17 protein-coding genes and 2 pseudogenes are annotated in these 18,960 nt (G+C 63.3%); 8 read left to right on the top strand and 11 right to left on the bottom strand.

Annotated features, from left to right (window positions below):
* Nucleotides 1-34: 34 nt before the first annotated feature.
* Nucleotides 35-1,186, top strand: a complete 1,152-nt coding sequence (locus tag ACF2JD_RS08185; protein ID WP_111909822.1) for a GGDEF domain-containing protein — start codon at nt 35-37, stop codon at nt 1,184-1,186.
* On the opposite strand, the gene ACF2JD_RS08180 is transcribed toward ACF2JD_RS08185, so the two are convergent.
* The 3 genes and pseudogenes from ACF2JD_RS08180 to ACF2JD_RS08170 all read right to left on the bottom strand — a co-directional run bounded on the left by ACF2JD_RS08180 (nt 1,168) and on the right by ACF2JD_RS08170 (nt 3,937).
* Nucleotides 1,168-2,145: a hydrolase gene (locus ACF2JD_RS08180; protein WP_106885960.1), complete on the bottom strand. Its 978-nt coding sequence runs from the start codon at nt 2,143-2,145 to the stop codon at nt 1,168-1,170. The two genes, ACF2JD_RS08185 and ACF2JD_RS08180, sit on opposite strands and share 19 nt — an antisense overlap.
* 59 nt (nt 2,146-2,204) lie before the next feature.
* The gene (locus ACF2JD_RS08175; RefSeq protein ID WP_025328075.1) at nt 2,205-3,104 is read right to left on the bottom strand and encodes a chemotaxis protein CheV; all 900 of its coding nucleotides are present in this window, start codon (nt 3,102-3,104) and stop codon (nt 2,205-2,207) included.
* A gap of 142 nt (nt 3,105-3,246) precedes the next feature.
* Nucleotides 3,247-3,937, bottom strand: a pseudogene (locus tag ACF2JD_RS08170) (hypothetical protein).
* Between the two features lie 39 nt (nt 3,938-3,976).
* Here ACF2JD_RS08170 and ACF2JD_RS08165 point away from each other — a divergent pair.
* Together ACF2JD_RS08165 and ACF2JD_RS08160 are read left to right on the top strand one after the other, a co-directional pair.
* Nucleotides 3,977-4,183, top strand: coding sequence for a YheV family putative zinc ribbon protein (locus tag ACF2JD_RS08165; protein ID WP_033130616.1), 207 nt, complete (start codon nt 3,977-3,979; stop codon nt 4,181-4,183).
* 223 nt (nt 4,184-4,406) lie between these two features.
* Nucleotides 4,407-5,045 (top strand): FKBP-type peptidyl-prolyl cis-trans isomerase, encoded by a 639-nt coding sequence (locus ACF2JD_RS08160; RefSeq protein ID WP_440987166.1) that lies wholly within the window; start codon nt 4,407-4,409, stop codon nt 5,043-5,045.
* 59 nt (nt 5,046-5,104) lie between these two features.
* Here ACF2JD_RS08160 and ACF2JD_RS08155 read toward each other — a convergent pair whose 3' ends face one another.
* Nucleotides 5,105-5,320, bottom strand: a complete 216-nt coding sequence (locus ACF2JD_RS08155) for a SlyX family protein (RefSeq protein WP_005330500.1) — start codon at nt 5,318-5,320, stop codon at nt 5,105-5,107.
* 14 nt (nt 5,321-5,334) lie between these two features.
* Nucleotides 5,335-6,303 (bottom strand): WD40 repeat domain-containing protein, encoded by a 969-nt coding sequence (locus ACF2JD_RS08150; RefSeq protein ID WP_440987165.1) that lies wholly within the window; start codon nt 6,301-6,303, stop codon nt 5,335-5,337.
* Between the two features lie 119 nt (nt 6,304-6,422).
* Here ACF2JD_RS08150 and fkpA point away from each other — a divergent pair, with 119 nt between their 5' ends.
* On the top strand, nt 6,423-7,229 hold the full coding sequence (fkpA, locus tag ACF2JD_RS08145; protein ID WP_111909827.1) for an FKBP-type peptidyl-prolyl cis-trans isomerase: 807 nt from the start codon (nt 6,423-6,425) through the stop codon (nt 7,227-7,229).
* A 147-nt stretch (nt 7,230-7,376) separates the two neighbouring features.
* Nucleotides 7,377-8,789, top strand: a complete 1,413-nt coding sequence (locus ACF2JD_RS08140) for a sigma 54-interacting transcriptional regulator (protein ID WP_440987164.1) — start codon at nt 7,377-7,379, stop codon at nt 8,787-8,789.
* A gap of 205 nt (nt 8,790-8,994) precedes the next feature.
* Here the strand turns inward: ACF2JD_RS08140 and ACF2JD_RS08135 are convergent, their stop codons facing one another.
* From ACF2JD_RS08135 to ACF2JD_RS08125, 3 genes are all read right to left on the bottom strand, one after another.
* Nucleotides 8,995-9,864 (bottom strand): tetratricopeptide repeat protein, encoded by an 870-nt coding sequence (locus ACF2JD_RS08135; protein WP_440987163.1) that lies wholly within the window; start codon nt 9,862-9,864, stop codon nt 8,995-8,997.
* Between the two features lie 113 nt (nt 9,865-9,977).
* Nucleotides 9,978-10,313: a hypothetical protein gene (locus ACF2JD_RS08130; RefSeq protein ID WP_163148731.1), complete on the bottom strand. Its 336-nt coding sequence runs from the start codon at nt 10,311-10,313 to the stop codon at nt 9,978-9,980.
* 117 nt (nt 10,314-10,430) lie between these two features.
* Nucleotides 10,431-10,772, bottom strand: coding sequence for a DUF2956 domain-containing protein (locus ACF2JD_RS08125; protein ID WP_139745955.1), 342 nt, complete (start codon nt 10,770-10,772; stop codon nt 10,431-10,433).
* Between the two features lie 254 nt (nt 10,773-11,026).
* Here ACF2JD_RS08125 and ushA point away from each other — a divergent pair, with 254 nt between their 5' ends.
* Nucleotides 11,027-12,697, top strand: coding sequence for a bifunctional UDP-sugar hydrolase/5'-nucleotidase UshA (gene ushA / locus ACF2JD_RS08120; RefSeq protein WP_408864243.1), 1,671 nt, complete (start codon nt 11,027-11,029; stop codon nt 12,695-12,697).
* A gap of 206 nt (nt 12,698-12,903) precedes the next feature.
* Here ushA and ACF2JD_RS08115 read toward each other — a convergent pair whose 3' ends face one another.
* Nucleotides 12,904-13,755, bottom strand: a complete 852-nt coding sequence (locus ACF2JD_RS08115; RefSeq protein ID WP_440987162.1) for a Tim44 domain-containing protein — start codon at nt 13,753-13,755, stop codon at nt 12,904-12,906.
* 426 nt (nt 13,756-14,181) lie between these two features.
* Here ACF2JD_RS08115 and dnaB point away from each other — a divergent pair, with 426 nt between their 5' ends.
* Together dnaB and alr are read left to right on the top strand one after the other, a co-directional pair.
* Entirely contained in the window at nt 14,182-15,576 is a 1,395-nt protein-coding gene (gene dnaB, locus ACF2JD_RS08110; RefSeq protein WP_005330482.1) for a replicative DNA helicase, read from the top strand.
* 171 nt (nt 15,577-15,747) lie between these two features.
* The gene (alr, locus tag ACF2JD_RS08105) at nt 15,748-16,821 is read left to right on the top strand and encodes an alanine racemase (protein ID WP_234677637.1); all 1,074 of its coding nucleotides are present in this window, start codon (nt 15,748-15,750) and stop codon (nt 16,819-16,821) included.
* 248 nt (nt 16,822-17,069) lie between these two features.
* On the opposite strand, the gene ACF2JD_RS08100 is transcribed toward alr, so the two are convergent.
* Complete coding sequence (locus ACF2JD_RS08100; RefSeq protein WP_440987161.1) at nt 17,070-18,221, bottom strand: aldehyde dehydrogenase family protein; 1,152 nt, start codon at nt 18,219-18,221, stop codon at nt 17,070-17,072.
* Between the two features lie 88 nt (nt 18,222-18,309).
* Nucleotides 18,310-18,939, bottom strand: a pseudogene (locus ACF2JD_RS08095) (aldehyde dehydrogenase family protein); the annotation flags it as partial.
* Between the last annotated feature and the right edge of the window lie 21 nt (nt 18,940-18,960).

The following is an 18,960-nucleotide window of genomic DNA, read 5'->3' as shown; positions in this document are numbered from 1 at the left end:
CAAGGAGTTTATCTGGACCTGAGCGAGGGTTCCCATGGCATCAGCTGAACAGCGCCGCCCGACCAGTCAGTTCGACCAGCACCTTAATGATACGCGTCGGCGTGCCCTGAGCGCGGGGCTGCGCTGGTTCTGGGTCATCAATCAGCTGGCGATCCTCTATCTGCTGGCGCGCTTCTATCTCTATCAGGATGCCCGGCTGGTGGCGATCGATGGGCTGCCCTGGCGCTATGAGTATCAGATTGCCCTGGTGCTGCTGGCGAGCGTGCTGCCGCCCCTGGGCTGGCGCTGGTTCTCTCGCCAGGGAACACAGAGATGGCAGCCCTGGCTCTGGGGCTGCGCCATGTTGTGGGGACTGGCCTGGGCGATGACGGCCTATGCCATTGCCAGCATAGAGCTCAGAGGGGGGTTCAGCCTGGCATTCAACATGGTCAGCCTGTTGCTGCTGACGGCCCTGATCGCCTTCTATTACGAGTGGCGCGTCTTCTATAGCCTGAGTGCTCCGCCCCTGATCTTCCTGCTGTTCGAGGAGCACTGGGTGATGGTGCCGTCCGTCACTGTGCACTGGCTGGCGGCCGGTGGCTTGTTGATCATCCTGGAGACGGGGCGGCGGATGCTCAACGGCTGGTTCGAGCTGGCGGTGTCGCGCGAATATGACAACCTGATGCTGGCGCGCAAGATGAATGCCATGGCCCACAGGGATCCTTTGACCGGGCTCGCCAACCGCCGACACTTCGATCAGGTCTGCAAAAACGCCATCGCACAGGGCACGACGCTGGAGACCCCCTTCACTGTGATCCTGCTGGATGTGGATTTCTTCAAGCGATACAACGACCACTACGGCCATCAGGCGGGGGATGAGTGCCTGATCCTGGTGGCAGAGTGCCTGGAGGAGAGCGTGCGGGAACCCGGCGATCTGGTGGCCCGTTACGGCGGGGAGGAGTTCGTGGTGTTGCTGCAGGAGACGGACCTGGCCGCCGGCGAGCGGGTCGCACAGCGGATCCGCACTACCCTGGCCGCCCGGGCGCTGCCTCACGCAGCCTCAGAGGTGGATCCCCATCTCACCCTGAGCCAGGGGATAGCCCAGTGGCGTCAGGGGGAGAGCCTGGTCATGCTGCTCGAGCGGGTGGATGGCGCCCTCTATGAAGCCAAGGGCGCAGGACGCAACTGCTACCGTCGGGCATCCTGAGTCTGTTCCCGCAGCCACTGGCTGATGCGCTCCTCCAGCCAGAAGCGGGGTCGCCAGGGGGTACCGTGCAGGAAGCCCACGTGGCCACCGCGCCGGCTCAGCTCGTAGCGCACCATGGGAGAGAGCTGCTCAGGTCTGGGGATCACGGCCCCTGTCATGAAGGGATCGTCGGCGGCGTGGATGATCAGGGTCGGGATGGTGATGCGAGCCAGGAGATCAAGGCCGGAGCAGGTCTGATAGTAGTGATCGGCGCTGTCGAAACCATGGAGCGGGGCCGTGACCTGCTCGTCGAAGTCGCGCAGGGTAGCGATGCGGCTCACCTGCTCCGGTTGCCAGCGAGCGGCGGCTTGTTGGCGGATCTTGCGCAGCAGATTGGCCCTCATGGTGCGCAGCAAGTAACTCTGATACACCCGTGAGAACCCCTGATTGACTCTGTCGGCGCAGCTTGCCAGCTGCAGCGGCGCCGAGATCACCACGGCGGCGGTCAGTTCATCCGGACAGGCCCGCGCCAGCAGATTGACCAGCATGTTGCCCCCCAGGGAGTAGCCGATGGCGACCAGCGGCTTGCCGGGAAAACGGCGACCCAGCTCGGCGATCAGCGCCTCTGCATCCTCGATGGCGCCGGAGTGATAGGCCCGCAGCAGGCGGTTCGGCTCGCCGCTGCATCCCCGAAAATGCATCAGCACGGCGTCGTTCCCCTGCCGCTGCAGATGGGCAAACAGTCCCTTGGCATAGTGGGAGTGAATGCTGCCCTCCAGACCGTGAAACAGCACCAGCAGCGGCCGCTCATCCTGGCTGATGGCCCCGCTCCAGGCGAGGTCGACGAAGTCCCCATCCGCGAGTTCGAACCGTTCCGGGATGAAGCGGGCCGGCGAGCGGCGCAGCCACTTCGGCAATATGGTCTGCAGGTGGGCATTGCGGGCCCACCAGGGGGCGTGGAAGTGGCTTTCTGTCAGCATGCAACGACTCGGGGCAGCAGAAGAGGAAAGGGGCGGCGAGCCCATGGCCCGCCGCGGTATCAGGCGGGCAGGCGATCGTGGTGTTCGGCGCCGCGCAGCATGGCCTGGATCAGCTCGTTGGCTTCAAACTTGGTCAGTGCCTCGTGGGCGCCGACCTGATGGGCCCGCTCCACGCTGATCTCGCTGGAGAGAGAGGTGTGCAGGATGATGTAAGCCTCCGCCAGCCTGGGGTCGCTCTGCACCTCGAAGGCCAGCTCGTAACCGTCCAGCCCCGGCATCTCTATGTCGCTCACCAGTATGTCTATCCGGCTGCCCTGGGCGACCCTGGCCTGCATCAGGCTGAGGGCGTCGCGCCCGTTGGTGCAGACCTCGTAGGGAATGTTGATGTAATCGAGGGCCGCCATCAGCTGGCGGCGGGCGACGGAGGAGTCGTCCACCAGCAGGATCCGCATCGGCTTGAGCCGTTCGCGCTGCACATCGGTCAGCACTGGGTAGAGGTGGCTGGGATCGTCCGGATAGACCCGGGACAGGATCAACTCCACATCCAGCAGCTGGATCAGCTGCTCGCCCACCTTGGTCACCCCGGTGACGAAGACGTTCTGACCGAGGGAAGGGGGCGGCGGCTCTATGTCACGCCAGTTGCACTCGGTGATCTTGTCGATGCCCCGCACCAGAAAGCCCACCAGGGTGCGGCGGCAGTCCGTGATGATGATGAAGCAGTTGGGCATCTCCTCCCGGCTGATCGGGCGATAGCCCACCGCCATCGCCATGTCGATCACGGGGATGGTGGTGCCCCGCATGCTGGCCGCCCCGAGCACGGTCGGGTGCGAATGGGGCAGGGCGGTGAGCTGGGTGTAGGGGACTATCTCCTTCACCTTGAGGGTGCCGATGGCGAAGGATTGCCTGGCAGAGAGGTGAAACAGCAACATGCCCTGGGATTGGTTGGCCTTGCTCGTCATGGCGGATGTCCTGTTGATCTAATCGGTGACGGTCAATCTGGTGTTCAGCATAGAGGATGGTGACAAGGATGACTCCTTTGTTATTAGCGACCGCGAGCCGCAAAACTGGACCCTGTCACCACCATTTATTTTCTCGTCCGGTTCACTGGGCGGAGGCCACCGCCTCCAGCGTCAGCCCGAGCCAGTGCTGGCACGCCAGCGCCAAATCCTGTTCATCCCGGTAACCGAGCTTTGCCACCACCTGGGCAGGCTTGCTGCCACTTCTGAGCAGGCGCACCCCCTGCAGCAGCTGCCACTGGGCACCGAGCGCATCGGCCGCCAGGGCGGGATCCTCGATGCCGCGCTGGGAGAGGCAAGTCTGCCAGGCCGCAGCGCTGCCTTCAGACTGACCGGCCAGGGCGCGCCAGGCGCATTGCAGCGGCTGATCCGCCTGCGCCAGGATGGCGCACGCCTGCAGTTCGTCCCCGATGACCCGCAGACGGTGGCCATAGGCCTCCTGCCAGTCACGGGGCCTGGACCAGGCGGCCAGGCTGTCCAGCAGGGCGTCCATCAGCGGGGTGGGTTTGCAACCAGCCTGCCTGGGCCGGTTGCGCCACCCGCACCGAGCAGGTCAGCCGATCATGCTGACAACCCGCCAGGGGAGTGAAGGCGGCGAGGGCATCGGCGCACAGCCAGAAGTGGCTGCCCGCCGTCAGCAACAGCTCATGGGAGCCGAGTTTCAGCAGTGCCGCACCCCGGGTGACGCGCAGCAGCTGACCCAGAGGGGAGCGTTTGCGGGGGCCGACCTGCAGGCAAGGAGTGGAAAAATGCTGATATTCGATGGCGTAATGCATGTAAAAACCCTGATATGATGCTGCCTGGAGGTAACAAAAATGGAAACCAGACGTAAAAAACGCTTCATTGCCGGTGCGGTTTGCCCGGCGTGCGGCAAGATGGACACCATGATGCTGTATATGGAGCATGGAGTCGAGAAGGTGACCTGTGTCGACTGCGGGGATACCCAGGTGCAGACCCAGGCCGAGGTGGACAAGGCGACCCGGGAGGCCGAACAGGTCATAGGGGTGTTCCGCCCCGAGTAAGAGAGAGCCGGATGGCCGAGGTTGACAAGGTCATCCGCGAGGCCGAACGGTCAATCAGCGTGCTTAGCCCCGAGCGCGGGGCCTCTTGATAATACCCGGGGTGGGACCAGGCTCGTTCTGGACTGCTGACTTTTTCAGCATGGCGGAGCGGGGCAGATCATATGCTTGGCCACCTTTTTAAGGTATTCTGGGCCCGTTTTTTTCTATCCGCAGGATCCCTGACATGAAAGTAGCTCCCCTGAGCGTGGTTACGCTGGAATACACGGTCACCGACGAACACGGTGAAGTCATCGACACCACTGTCGGTAAAGAGCCTCTGGTGTATCTGCACGGTACCCGTTATCTGGTCTCCGGCCTCGAAGCCGAGCTGGAAGGCCGCAGCGTGGGCGAGGCGTTCGACGTCACCCTGACGCCGAGCCAGGCCTATGGCGAGTATGACGAGAACCTGGTGCAAGAAGTGCCCGGCGAGCTGTTCGATGGCATGGAAGTGTCTGAAGGGGATACTTTTGTGGCCGAGACCGACGATGGCCACCGTCCGGTGACCGTCATCGAAGTCTCCGAAGAGTTCATCAAGGTGGATGGCAACCATCCGCTGGCCGGTGTGACCCTGGGCTTCAAGGTCGAGATCAAGGACGTGCGTGCCGCCACTGCCGAAGAGCTGGCTCACGGCCACGTGCACGGTGCCGGTGGCTGCGGTCACGATCATGGCCATGACCACGGTCACGATCACGACCACGACCATGACCACGGCGGTTGCTGCGGCGGTCACGGCCACGATCACGGTCATGACCACGGCGAAGAGCAAGGTCACGGCGGTTGCTGTGGCGGCGGTGGTTGCGGTGGCAAAGGTCATCAGCACTGATCTGCCGACTGGCAAGATGAAAAAACCCGCTGCGTGCGGGTTTTTTTATGGCGGCGCACTCAGTAGTGCGGTGGCGGCGTCTCTTCGGCCATGCTGGCGATCTGGCTCGGCTGCACGCTCTGCAGCTTGTCCACCAGCAGCTGGATCTGATGCTTGAGCCGGTCGAGTTCACGGCCCTGGGTGGTCACCTCTTCGTTGAGTTGCTCCACCGTGTATTCGGCATAGGCGAGACGGCTTTCCAGGGTCTCGAGACGATCGTTAACTTGCTGACTCATGGGCCTTTTGGTCCTTACTTGATATTCCAGATTTCGGCCAGGCCACTGGAGCTGGCGCTGACGAGGTGGCCATTGTCGCGCAAAGCCACGCCATAGACCACAGCGCTCGGTGGTTTCACCTTGGGATGGGGAGAGACGCGCCAGCTTTGCAGCAGGCTGCCATCGCTCACCCGCCACAGGGAGAGCTGGCGGGAGGGGGCGCCGGTGACGAGCCAGTCGCCATCCTTGACGAACCGGGCGCTGGTGTAGACCTCGAAGCGGTGATCGAACTGCAGCCGGCTCACCTCCTTGCCGGTCTTGAGATCCCAGATGCTGGCCTGACGGCTGTCGGCGGTGAAGGCGAAGCGCCCCTCCGGATCCAGCCTCGCCATCACCACCCGGCCACCATGATTGAAACGCCACACCACCTGGCCGCTGCGGGTATCCCACAGATAGGCGCTGTAGTCGTTGCCGCCGGTGAGGGCGTAGCGACCATTGGCGGAGAGATCCACCGTATTGACCTGCTCGGTATGGCCGAGGAACTGCAGCCTGCGCCCGGTGCGGGTATCCACCAGCTCCGCCTTGCCATCTTCACGGCCGATCAGCACCAGACGACCATCGGCCGAGAGTGCCGCATCCCTCAGGCTGGATTCAGGAAGTGAATAGTAGCCTTGGGAGCGCCCATCTTGCAGGCGCCAGATGGCAAAGGTGTGCTGGGTGGCCGTGATGGCGTGGCTGTCGCCCGGGGAGAAGCGGGTGAGGGTGACGAACTCTTCCTGGTCCTCGCTCTGGCGCCAGCGCCAGCGTTCCTTGCCCTGTTCCAGATCCCAGACCACTGTGCCCTGGGCCAGGCTGGAGACTATGGCCTGCTTGCCGGAGCTGGCGAGATCCGCACTCAGCAAGCCCTGGTTGGCGAGGCGGATCTGCTGGCCGGGAAGTGAGCTCTGTTCGCACCCTGTCAGCATCAGGCAGATACCGATGAGATAAATGGCACTTTTGATCATTTTTCCTGTCTCATGCTTTCGTTACCTGCGATCACGGCGTTAGTATAAGGCGCTTATCACGATAAACCTCTCATTTCACGAAGGAACCGAGAGCGGTATTTAGAGTTTTGGAGAAACTGATGAACAATTTTCTGAAGGTGTCCCTGTTGGCTGCGGCCGTTGCCGTGAGTCTGACTGCTTGCCAAAAAGATGAGAAGCCTGCTGCCAATACCGCAGAGGTCAAGGCAGAAGCCAGCAAGCCGGCAGAGGCCCCCAAGGCAGCAGCCAAGAGCTTTGAAGAGCAATCCGGCTATGCGATCGGCCTCTCCATGGGTCGTTATATCGCCAATACCCTGGAACGTCAGCAGGAGCTCGGCATCAAGCTGGACAACAGCGTCATCCTCAAAGGGGTGACCGACGGTCTGGGCAAGGAAGCCAGCATGACTGACGAGGAGATCCAGAAGGTCCTGCAGGAATACGACGCCAAGATCAACGAGTTGACCAAGGCCAAGGCTGACAAGGATGCGGTGGACAACCTGAAGAAGGGTGAAGAGTACCTGGCCGCCAACGCCAAGAAAGAGGGCGTGAAGAGCACCGAATCCGGCCTGCAGTATCAGGTCGAGAAGCTGGGTGACGGCGCCAAGCCCAAGGCTACCGACATCGTCAAGGTACACTACACCGGTACCCTGACCGATGGCACCAAGTTCGACAGCTCCGTCGATCGCGGCGAGCCGGCTACCTTCCCGCTCAACCAGGTGATCCCGGGCTGGACCGAAGGCGTGCAGCTGATGCCGGTCGGTTCCAAGTTCAAGTTCTTCCTGCCGTCCAAGCTGGCCTATGGCGAGCACGGTGCAGGCTCCATCCCGGCCAACGCCGTGCTGGTATTTGACGTCGAGCTGCTGGCTATCGAAAAGCCGGCTGCCGATGGCGCCGATGCGAAGAAATAAGCAGTCAATGCGATAAAAACGGCTCCCCAGGGAGCCGTTTTTACTTGTGTCGCGCCAGGATAGGCCGGAGAAAGCAGGGACCCGTCTTGAGTGTGTGGCGGCTAGCCCCCAGAATAGACAACAAAATCAATCGCAAGGATGGATCTCGTGGCTGAAAGCAAACCCCGTGTCCTGCTGGTGGAAGATACCCGCAGTCTGGCCGTCGTCTATGAGCAGTACCTGGTTCAGGATGGCTATGAGGTGCTGCTGGCCGATTGCGGCCAGCAGGCACTGGCGCAGTTGCTGGCCAGCCCGCCCCCCGTGGTGCTGCTCGACCTCGAACTGCCCGACATGTCCGGCATGGCCATATTGCAGCAGATCACCGAGCAGCAACTGCCCTGCTCGGTGGTGGTGATCACCGCCCACGGCTCGGTGGACGTGGCGGTGGAGGCGATGCGCTGTGGTGCCTTCGACTTCCTGACCAAGCCGTTCGACGGCAAGCGGCTGTGCGCCACCGCCCGCAACGCCTTCAAGCATCAGCAGCTCAGCTCGCTGGTGGCCCAGTACAGGGAGAACTTCGAGCGCAGCTCCTTTGCGGGCTTCATCGGCGCCTCCATGGCGATGCAGGCGGTCTATCGCATCATAGAGAGCGCGGCGCCGAGCAAGGCGACCGTCTTCATCACGGGGGAGAGCGGTACCGGCAAGGAGGTCTGTGCCGAGGCGATCCATCAGTGCAGCCCGCGCCGGGATCAGCCCTTCATCGCGCTCAACTGTGCCGCCATTCCCCACGATCTGATGGAGAGCGAGATCTTCGGCCATGTGAAGGGATCCTTTACCGGTGCCCAGGGGGATCGCAAGGGGGCGGCCAGCCTGGCGGACGGCGGCACCCTCTTCCTCGACGAGATCTGCGAGATGGATCTCGATCTGCAAAGCAAGCTGCTGCGCTTCATCCAGACCGGCACTCTGCAGCGGGTCGGCAGCGGCAAGGTGGAGACGGTGGATGTGCGTTTCGTCTGCGCCACCAACCGGGATCCCCTGGCGGAGGTGAAGGCGGGGCGCTTTCGCGAGGATCTTTACTACCGGCTGCACGTGATCCCGCTCCCCCTGCCACCCCTGCGCGAGCGCGGCGAAGACATACTGCTGCTGGCCCGCGACCTCCTGCTGCGATATGCCAAGGAGGAGCACAAGCGCTTCCGGGATTTCGATGCAGACGTCGTGCGGGTGCTGCTCGATTACCCCTGGCCCGGCAACGTGCGCGAGCTGCAGAACGTGGTGCGCAACATAGTGGTGCTCAACGATCGCGAGCTGGTGAGCAAGGCGATACTGCCACCGCCGCTCAACGGCGGTCGTGCGCTCGTGGTGCCTGCCCCAGTCCCTGCCGAGGCGACCCATGAGATCCATGCCGAGCCCATGCCGGCCCCGCTGCCGGTGCGCCCGCTCTGGCTGGTGGAGAAGGAGGCCATAGAGCAGGCCATCGCCAGCTGTGACGGCAACATCCCCAAGGCGGCGGCGCTGCTGGAGATCAGCCCCTCGACCATTTATCGCAAGAAGCAGGGCTGGGAAGAGACGAGCCTGGCTTAGGGCTTAAGGCCGCGAGGTTGGAGATCTACCCTTCACTCCCTCATTTACCGCAAGAAGCAGGGCTGGGAAGAGGCGAGCCTGGCTTGAGGCCTAAGTACGGCTGGGCTCAGCCCTTCCTTTATCTATCGCAAGAGACAGAGTCGGGAAGGGGGTCTGGCCTGAGTGACGGGCGGCGTGAGCCGCCCGCTCTTTTTGTGGCGCGCCGTCAGAGCTTGGCGAGGCGCTTGAGCCTGGCCAGCCGCTCCGCCTCGTTGGCCTGCAGCCAGCCATCCCGCGAGAGCAGGAACCAGGCGCGGGCGAAGTATTCGGGGGCGGCCGGATCGTCCAGCATCAGGCCGTTCTCCCCCAGCTCCTCGAACAGGTAGCCATCTTCCGGCGCGCTGGCCTCGGCCATGTCGGCCTTCAGCTGGCTCAGCTCGGCCATCGCCTGTTCGTGCAATCCCTGCGCCCGGCTCAGCCGTGCCAGGCTCCAGCGGGCGATAAAGGCCTTGCCCTGATTGCTGTGTTGCTGGTGCCAGGCCAGGCACTTCTGCTGGCAGGCCCTGGCCTCCTCAAAGCGTCCCAGCTCGAACAGGGTCCAGCCCTGATTGTTGTAGAGGCTGGGCAGCCAGCCGCGCACCTTATCGTCGGCACTGCGCTCGGCCAGGGTCATCGCCAGTTGATGCCAGCGGCTCTGCTCTTCCAGCGGGGCGGCGATGGCCACCATGTGGGCCGCGTCTATGGCGAGCCCTGTCTCCCCCAGCTTGAGCCCGAGTTGCCACCCCTGCTCGAACAGCGTCCTGGCGCTGGCCTTGTCGCCGGCCGAGTTGAACGTCCGCCCCCGTTCCAGCAAGGTGCGCAGCCGTGCTCGCGGTGTGGCGTCGGTGAGGCGGGGCTCTATCTCGTCGAGCAGTTGGTGCGCCTGTGCAAACTGGCGCTGCAGGGAGTGGGTGCGGGCCAGCTGGGTCAGCAGCTCAAGCTCGAGTTGCAGGTCGGCGGCGGCGCGCGCCGCAGGAAGAAGCGCGTGAAAACGCAGGGCAGTGGCGGCGGGATCCTGATAATCCCACTGCGCCATGAAATCGGGCGGATTGTCCATCTGGCCTCCTGGCTGGTTACCCTCTCACCAAGATGCCTATCGCCCATTGTTTGTACAAGGGGCGCCCGTCACAGGACGCCCCTCAGGTCATGAAAAAGCCCGTGCAATCGAAATCAATAGACCATGGCCAGGCTCATCAGCATCAGGCCCAGGGCGGCGAAGGCTCCTTCCTTGATGGCCAGGCGCGGCACCAGCGCCTTGGGCAGCGCCGGGAACAGGCAGAGCGCGAAGCCAAGCCCCGGCATCAGCCAGTGAAAGCCGGGACTGCGCAGGGTCGGATCTGCCGCCCCGTTGATGATGATCAGCAGGATGAAGAGGGTGAAGGCGGGCAGGATAAACCAGCGGGCGTTGCCGGCGGCGACCGCTCGCAGGGGCGAGATGCGATAGAGCACCAGGGTCACGATAAAGAGGACAAGGGGGGCCAGCAGATAGAGGGGGGCCGGATTCATGATGGGGGTCTCCAGACAACGGGGGGAAGAGTGTAAGCAGCCGGGGCTAGGGATGACCAGCGCGCCGGCCCCGGGCTGTGAGGCCGATCCCAGGGCAAAGGTTTGCCAGGCAAGGGTTCAGCGCAGCCAGATCCAGGCACAGCCAAATGCCAGCCAGCTCAGTACCAGCAATACCCATGGCAACGGGTGCTGGCGGCTGATCTCGACAAGCTCTATCTCCTGGGCCTCTTCCTCATGCTCGCCCTGCTGTGGCTGCTTCGTCCTGGCTTGCTGCTTCTTCTGGCGGCTCGCCTCCCTGGCCCGCGCCTTCATCTGTTTCTTGTATTCGTCTATGCCCTTCTGGATCCCCTGGGCGATCAGCTGGGTCTGCTCCTTGGTCTGCCCCGGTTTCTGGTTGGCGCGGGCTACCTTCATCGCCTCCTGCTGGGTCTCGGGGGAAATCTTGTCGTACTTTGCCATTCACGGCTCTCCTTGGCATCGATTGGCGGGAAGTATGCCATAACTGTTTCCGGCAGGCTGCCATCCCTGCGGGGGAAATGAGGCGGCAGGAGATTGGCTAGTGATGGAAATATGAGGAGACAGGTTGCGTTGGTGATCACATTTGGCGGAATTTGTGAGTCACCGATGAAAAAGCGTCACATGTTGTTTGTTATATTAGCGCCCGACCTAATGGCTTGGGTCGTCCAATAACAAAATAACAAGGTGATATGGAAATGAATTATAAATTTGTCAAAGGAACTGTCGCGCTGGCTGTGCTAGCCGCGCTGAGTGGCTGTAATACCTCACAAAATGAAAGTGTCGCCCCCTGCAGCGAAAATGTCTGCAAGCTGACCATTTTGCACACCAATGATACCCACGGTCGTTTCTGGCACAACGACAAGGGTGAATATGGCATGGCCGCCCAGAAGACCTTGGTTGAACGCCTGCGTGGGGAGGCCAAGGCGGCGGGCAGCGAGGTGCTGGTGCTCTCCGGTGGCGACGTGAACACAGGGGTGCCGGAGTCGGATCTGCAGGATGCCGAGCCGGACTTCATGGCCATGAACAGCATCCGCTACGATGCCATGGCGGTGGGCAACCACGAGTTCGACAACCCCCTGAGCATCCTCGAGAAACAGCGTGAGTGGGCCAAGTTCCCCATGATCTCCGCCAACATCTACGACAAGGCCAGCGGCAAGCGCTACTTCGACCCCTACAAGGTGTTCAAGCTGGAGAACGGCCTCAAGGTCGCCGTGCTGGGGCTGACCACAGAAGACACCGCCCAGCTGGTGGATCCCAACAACGTCCAGACCCTGGAGTTCCGCGATCCGACCACGGAAGCGGCCAAGCTCGGCAAGCAGATCCGCGACAACAAAGAGGCGAACCTGGTCCTGGCCATCACCCACATGGGTCACTACGAGAATGGCCAGCACGGCAGCAATGCCCCTGGGGATGTGGAGATGGCGCGCGCGCTGCCGGCCGGCACCCTGGACGCCATCATAGGCGGTCACTCCCAGAACCCGGTCTGCATGGAGCCGGGCACGGCGGACAAGTACGCCGACTTCAAGCCGGGTGACGACTGCCTGCCGGATCAGCAGAACGGCACCTGGATCATGCAGGCCCACGAGTGGGGCAAGTATGTGGGCCGCGCCCAGTTTGACTACCAGAATGGCAAGCTGACCCTGACCCAGTACGATCTCATCCCGGTCAATCTGAAAGACGCTGGCGGTGCCTTCATTCAGGAAGAGATCACCAAGGATCCAGAGCTCTACAACACCCTGCTCACCTATCAGGAGAAGGGTCAGCAGGAGCTGGGCGTGGTGATAGGCTCCACCGACGGCGTGCTGGACGGCGAGCGTGCCAACGTGCGCAACAAGCAGACCAACCTGGGTCGCCTCATCACCACGGCCACCGCCGAGAAGCTGAGCACCGACTTTGGCATCGTCAACTCAGGCGGCGTGCGTGCCTCCATCGCGGCTGGCGACATCAGCTATCGCGACGTGCTGACAGTGCATCCGTTCGGCAACACGGTCAACAAGGCGACCATGAGCGGCAGCGAGCTGGCAACCTATCTGGGCCTGGTGGCGACCAAGACAGTCAACACCGGCGGCTATGCCCAGTTTGGTGGCATCAACATGGCGGTGGACTGCCAGGCCAAGAGCGTGACCATCACCAGCGTGGGCGGCAAGGCATTCGATCCGGCGGCCAGCTACAGCTTCTCCATCCCGAGCTTCAGCGCGGCCGGTGGCGACGGCTATCCGAAGATCAATACCATCAACGCCGGTCTGGTGGATGCCGGGGTGTTGAAGGATTATATCGCGGCGAAGAAGACCATACAGGTGGCCGATTATCAGCCGGCCGGCGAGGTCAGCTATGTGAATTCCGCCTCGACTGATGGCTGCAAATAATAGAGCGGCCTTGGGCCAATAACAAAAGAGAGGCAGCCATGGCTGCCTCTCTTTTTATTTTCAAGGTCATCAACACGGGCTGAAGGCGATTATTCTCGGCCCCTCACAGGGAGGGGGGAATATTCCATGGCCAGCTGTGATGAGTGTGATGGCAATAAAAAGGCGACCCTGAGGTCGCCTTTATCATGCTTGCCGGACGGGCGTGCTTAGAGCTGCTCGATACCGACGATGTGCCAGGGGGCATTGTCCTTGGCCAGGTTGCGCTCGAGGTGCCACACCTCCTTGATGTCCTCCTCGACCTGCTCCTGACGGTCCATGTAACGACCGCTGAAGCGCACGCTGACCTGGGCCCAGTCGCTGCCGTAGTCGGCACGCACCAGCTGGGTGTCCACATACATCACTTCGGTATGCTGCTCGCCGGTCAGTTCGGCGCGCTCGGTCTGGAGGTGCTGGAACAGCTCCGGGCTCACGTACTCGCGTACCTTCTCCAGATCGTTCTTGTTCCAGGCCTCTTGCAGGGTGCGATAGTGATCGCGGGCACCGGACAGGAAACCGTTCATGTCAAAGCCTGGCGGCAGGCGGAAGGGGACGTCGCTGTCGGCAAAGCCGGTCGCCTGCGGGGCGCCGTTGCTCTGCTCGAACTGCTGCGGCGCCGACGGTGGCTGATAGCCCGCATAGGCCGCCTGTGGTGGGGTTGCCGCCGCCTTATTCTTGCGCAGGGCGCGGATCAGGAACACGGCACCGAGTGCCAGCAGGGCGATCAGCAGGAAGTCCATGCCCTGCAGGCCTTCGAAGGCGCCACTGCCCAGCAGGTAAGCGAACAGGCCACCGGCCAGCAGGCCGCCCAGCAGGCCACCCATCATGCCGCTCTTCTTGGGCGCCGCAGCCAGGGTCGGGTTCTTGCCATTCACGGGAGCAGCAGTAGGTGCCGGTTGGGCCGGTGCCGTCTTGTAGCTCTTGCCAAAGGATTTGCCGCCACCAAATTTCTTGGCCTCGGCTATGGGTGCCCCAAGGCCAATGGCCAGGATCACGGCAAACAGGGTCAGCATCTTTTTCATTTTGACTCTTTCACTCTCATGTAGGTGGGGGCATGCTCTGCTTGTGCAAGCTCAGCGAGGCGCATGGCAGGCTGCCGGTCCCTTTTTGTGTTGCAGCTTGCGGGTATGATTAACATGTCTGGCATGAATTATTCATGAACAGATTGCCCCTCCCGGGGGCGCCAAGGAGGATGCCCATGAGAAACAGACGACCGAGTCGTTCGGTGCGCAGACTGCGCAACAAGCTCAAATCCAAGGCGAAGGATCAGACCCTGGTCTGGCCCTTCCTCGTGCTGTGAGGGGCAAGGAGGTCCCCAAGACCCGATGAGCCGGCCACCTGGGAGGAGGCTGGCCAACGGATGAGGTGAATAGCGCGCATTAGCGCTCGCGATGGCGGGGTTTCTTTTGTAAAATTCCCGTCCCCTTCCCGCTGCGGTTTTTATGTGTATGGCAGAGCAAGTGACGGCGAAAAAAGACGCCAAGACACAACAGCTGAAAGTTCCCCCCCACTCTTTTGAGGCCGAGCAGTCCGTACTGGGCGGCCTGATGCTGGATAACGAGGCCTGGGATCGGGTGGCCGAGCGGGTGATCGACAAGGATTTCTACAGCCGTCCCCACCGCCTGATCTTCCAGGCCATGACCCGCCTCTCCAACGCGGGCAACCCCATCGATCTCATCACCCTGCAGGAGGAGCTGGAGCGCTCCGAGCAGTTGGAAGAGTCCGGTGGCTTCGCCTATCTGGTGGAGATCGCCAAGAACACCCCGAGCGCCGCCAACATCAATGCCTACGCCGAGATAGTGCGTGAGCGGGCCGTGGTGCGGGAGATGATCTCGGTCGCCAACGAGATAGTCGAAGCGGGTTACGAGCCCCAGGGCCGCACCTCAGGCGATCTGCTGGATCTTGCCGAGAGCAAGGTGTTCCAGATTGCCGAGCAGCGCTCCAGCGCCAACGAGGGCCCGCAGCCCCTGAAGCTCATTCTGGAGCAGACGGTCGACAAGATTGAGGAGCTGTTCAAGACCCCTCACAACGGGGTGACCGGGGTCTCCAGCGGTTACGGCGATCTCGACAAGATGACCGCCGGCCTGCAGCGCTCGGACCTCATCATAGTCGCGGCCCGTCCCTCCATGGGCAAGACCACCTTCGCCATGAACCTGTGCGAGCACGCGGCCCTCACCGCCGACAAACCGGTGCTCATCTTCTCCCTGGAGATGCCCTCCGAGCAGATCATCATGCGTATGCTCGCGTCCGTGGGGCGCATCGACCAGACCAAGGTGCGGACCGGCCAGCTCGACGACGAAGATTGGGCGCGCCTCTCCTCCACCATGGGGCTGCTGCTCGAGAAGGGCAAGATGTACATAGATGACGCCTCCGGCCTGACCCCGACCGACGTGCGCTCCCGTGCCCGTCGCATCGCCCGCGAGCACGGCGGCCTCTCGATGATCATGATCGACTACCTGCAGCTGATGCGGGTGCCGGCGCTGTCTGACAACAGAACCCTGGAAATCGGTGAAATCTCCCGCTCCCTCAAGGCGCTGGCGAAAGAGCTGCAGTGCCCCGTGGTGGCGCTCTCCCAGTTGAACCGAAGCCTGGAGCAGCGGGCCGACAAGCGTCCGGTCAACTCGGACCTGCGTGAATCAGGCTCCATCGAGCAGGACGCGGATCTGATCATGTTTATCTACCGTGATGAGGTTTATCACGACGACAGTCCCGACAAGGGGATTGCCGAGATCATCATCGGCAAGCAGCGTAACGGCCCCATAGGCCGAGTGCGCCTCACCTTCCAGGGTCAGTTCTCCCGGTTCGACAACTACGCCGGTCCGGCGTTTGATGACGATTACTAAGTAGGGGCCGGTCTGCGCACCCATATCAGTGCGTAAGTCCCCCCGGATACCAGACACAGTTTTCCCGGTTCGACAATTCTGCCGGTCCGGCCTTAGACGATGACTATCAAGGGATGACACCACTCGGTGCCTGGCGCAGGTGCGCCATCATGCCCTCGTAAGGGAAAACAGATGAAAGCGGCTATTGCCCAAATCGATACCTCGGCCCTGCGCCACAACCTCGCCGTGGTCAAGCGCCACGCGCCTTCCTGCAAGATCATCGCCGTGGTCAAGGCCAACGCCTATGGCCATGGCCTGCTGCCGGTGGCCCGCACCCTGGTGGATGCGGACGCCTACGCGGTGGCCCGCATCGAGGAGGCGCTGATGCTGCGCTCCTGCGCCGTGGTCAAACCCATAGTGCTGCTGGAGGGCTTCTTCTCGAGCGCCGATCTGCCGGTGCTGGCGGCCAACAACCTGCAGACCGCGGTGCACACCTGGGAGCAGCTCGAGGCGCTGGAGCAGGCCGAGTTGCCGGCTCCCGTGGTGGCCTGGCTCAAGCTCGACACCGGCATGCACCGGCTCGGGGTGCGGGCCGAGGAGATGCCCGCCTTTATCGAGCGGCTGGCCCGCTGCAAGAACGTGGTGCAGCCGTTCAACATCATGACCCACTTCAGCCGCTCCGATGAGCTCGAGCAGCCCACCACCCGCGAGCAGATCGATCTCTTCAGCCGCCTGACCGCACCGCTCAAAGGCGAGCGCGCCATGGCGAACTCGGCGGGCATCCTGGCCTGGCCGGACTCCCACTGCGACTGGGTGCGCCCCGGCGTCATCCTGTACGGCGTCTCCCCCTTCCCGAACACTGTGGCGGCGGATTATGACCTCAAGCCGGTGATGACCCTCAAGACCCAGCTCATCGCGGTGCGGGATCACAAGGCGGGGGAGCCTGTGGGTTACGGCGCCAACTGGGTGTCGACCCGGGATACCCGGCTCGGCGTCATCGCCATCGGTTACGGCGATGGCTATCCCCGCATGGCGCCCAACGGCACCTCGGTGCTGGTCAATGGCCGCATAGTGCCGCTGGTGGGTCGGGTCTCCATGGACATGACCACAGTGGATCTCGGCCCTGGCGCCACCGACAAGGCCGGCGACGAGGCCGTGCTCTGGGGCGAAGGTTTGCCGGTGGAGCGGGTCGCCGAGGAGATAGGCACCATTCCTTATGAGCTGATCACCAAGCTCACCTCCCGGGTATTTATGGAGTACGTCTAACCCTTGGACTTTGGATGGCGGCCGAGGAGATAGGCACCATTCCCTATGAGCTGATCACCAAGCTCACCTCCCGGGTGTTTATGGAGTACGTTTAATCTCCGTCCTCCCCGACCCTTCTCCCACAAGGGGATAAGGGGGAACAAGAAGGCCGCCCCGATGAGGGCGGCCTTCTTTTTGCTCGTTTATCCCATGGCAGAAAGAACAAGCCCCGCGTCTGCGGGGCCTGGGTCTCTGTCACTATGTGGCGCTTAGCCTATGGTCATCAGGCTGGCGTTGCCACCGGCGGCGGCGGTGTTGACCGAGAGGGCGTGTTCGATCAGCAGGCGCTCCAGGGGGATGTCGGTCTCGCCGCGGTGCAGGCCGTGCACGCCGACGATGGCACCAGCACGGGCGGCGGCAAGCTTGGCCACTTCCCGCAGTTGATCCGAGTCGCCGTGGTGCAGCAGTGCATCGAAGCCGATGTCGCTGTTGGCCCAGTCCGCCACCAGCTGGATACGCCCTTGTACCTCGCTGGGCAGGCTGGCCAGCAGGGTGCGGTTCTGGGCATTGTCCTGCCACAGCACTTGCGTCCCGACGGCCAGACAGGCCGCCAGCTGGGCCAGCAGATCCGCCCTGGCTTCTTGATCGTCGGCGGCCAGACAGAGCACCCGCTCCCGGGGCAGCAGGCTGTAGCTGTTGCGCTCGCCGGTGGGGCCGACCAGCAACTGGGTCAGGCCGCTCAGCGCCAGCTCGCCGTAGCGATCGCACAGGGCCACCAGTGCCGGGGCCTGCTTGCTCGCCCAGCCACGCAAGGCCAGCAGTGCCGGTTTGGCGGCCTCGGCTTGCGGGGTGGCCCCCTGCTCCTGGCGAAGCTGGCTGGTCACCGCCTCCTGCGGGCGCGCCCCGAGCAGACGGTACATGTAGAGCGGGCCACCCGCCTTGGGACCTGTGCCGGAGAGCCCTTCGCCGCCGAACGGCTGCACCCCGACCACGGCGCCCACTATGTTGCGGTTGACGTAGAGGTTGCCGACTTTGGCGGTGTTGACCACCTGGGCTATGGTCTCGTCGATGCGGGTATGGACCCCCAGGGTCAGGCCGTAGCCGCTGTCGTTGATCTGCGCGAGCAGCTCGCCGAGCTTGGCGCGGGGGTAGCGCACCAGGTGCAGCACCGGGCCGAACACCTCTGGGCCCAGCTCATCCAGGCTGTCGAGTTCGATCAGGGTCGGCAGCACGAAGGTGCCGCGGTTGCAGGCGCCCTCTTGGGTGCGGGCAATCTGGTGCACCCGGCGACCCTTGTCCCCCATGGCCTTGATGTGGCGCTCTATGTTGGCCTTGGCCTCGGCGTCGATGACAGGGCCTATGTCGGTGGAGAGGTGCTCGGGGCTGCCGACCTTGTACTCGGCCATGGCGCCCTTGAGCATGCGGATCACCCGCTCGGCCACGTCGGTCCTGCACGCACAGCACCCGCAGGGCGGAGCAGCGCTGACCGGCGCTGTCGAACGCCGAGGAGATGACGTCCATCACCACCTGTTCGGTCAGGGCGGAGGAGTCGACGATCATGGCGTTCTGGCCGCCGGTCTCGGCGATGAGAGGTATGGTGCGGCCCTGGGCGTCGAGGCGACCGGCCAGGTTGCGGGAGATGATGCCCGCCACTTCGGTGGAGCCGGTGAACATGACGCCACGGACCCGCTCGTCCGCGATAAGGGCTGCGCCCACGGTTTCACCGCGGCCCGGCAGCAGTTGCACCGCACCGGCGGGGACGCCGGCCTCACGCAGGATGCGCACCGCCTGGGCGGCGATGAGGGGGGTCTGCTCCGCCGGTTTCGCCAGCACAGTATTGCCGGCCGCCAGGGCCGCGCAGACCTGGCCGCTGAAGATGGCCAGCGGGAAGTTCCAGGGGCTGATGCAGACCACGGGGCCGAGCGGTCTGTGGCTCTCGTTGGCGAAGTGGTTGCGCGCCTGGGCGGCGTAGTAGCGCAGGAAGTCCACCGCCTCGCGCACCTCGGCGATGGCGTTGGCGAAGGTCTTGCCGGATTCGCGCACCAGCAGGCCCATCAGGGGTTGCAGCTCGGATTCCATCAGATCGGCGGCGCGCTCCAGCACGGCGGCACGCTCGGCCGGCGGGGTCGATTGCCAGATCTGGCCGCTGGCCAGGGCGCA

This window comes from Aeromonas ichthyocola, assembly GCF_046087985.1.
Lineage (GTDB): Bacteria > Pseudomonadota > Gammaproteobacteria > Enterobacterales > Aeromonadaceae > Aeromonas > Aeromonas rivipollensis.
The sequence above is the reverse complement of the archived record's forward strand: the minus strand, read 5'-3'. Positions and strand labels throughout refer to the sequence as shown.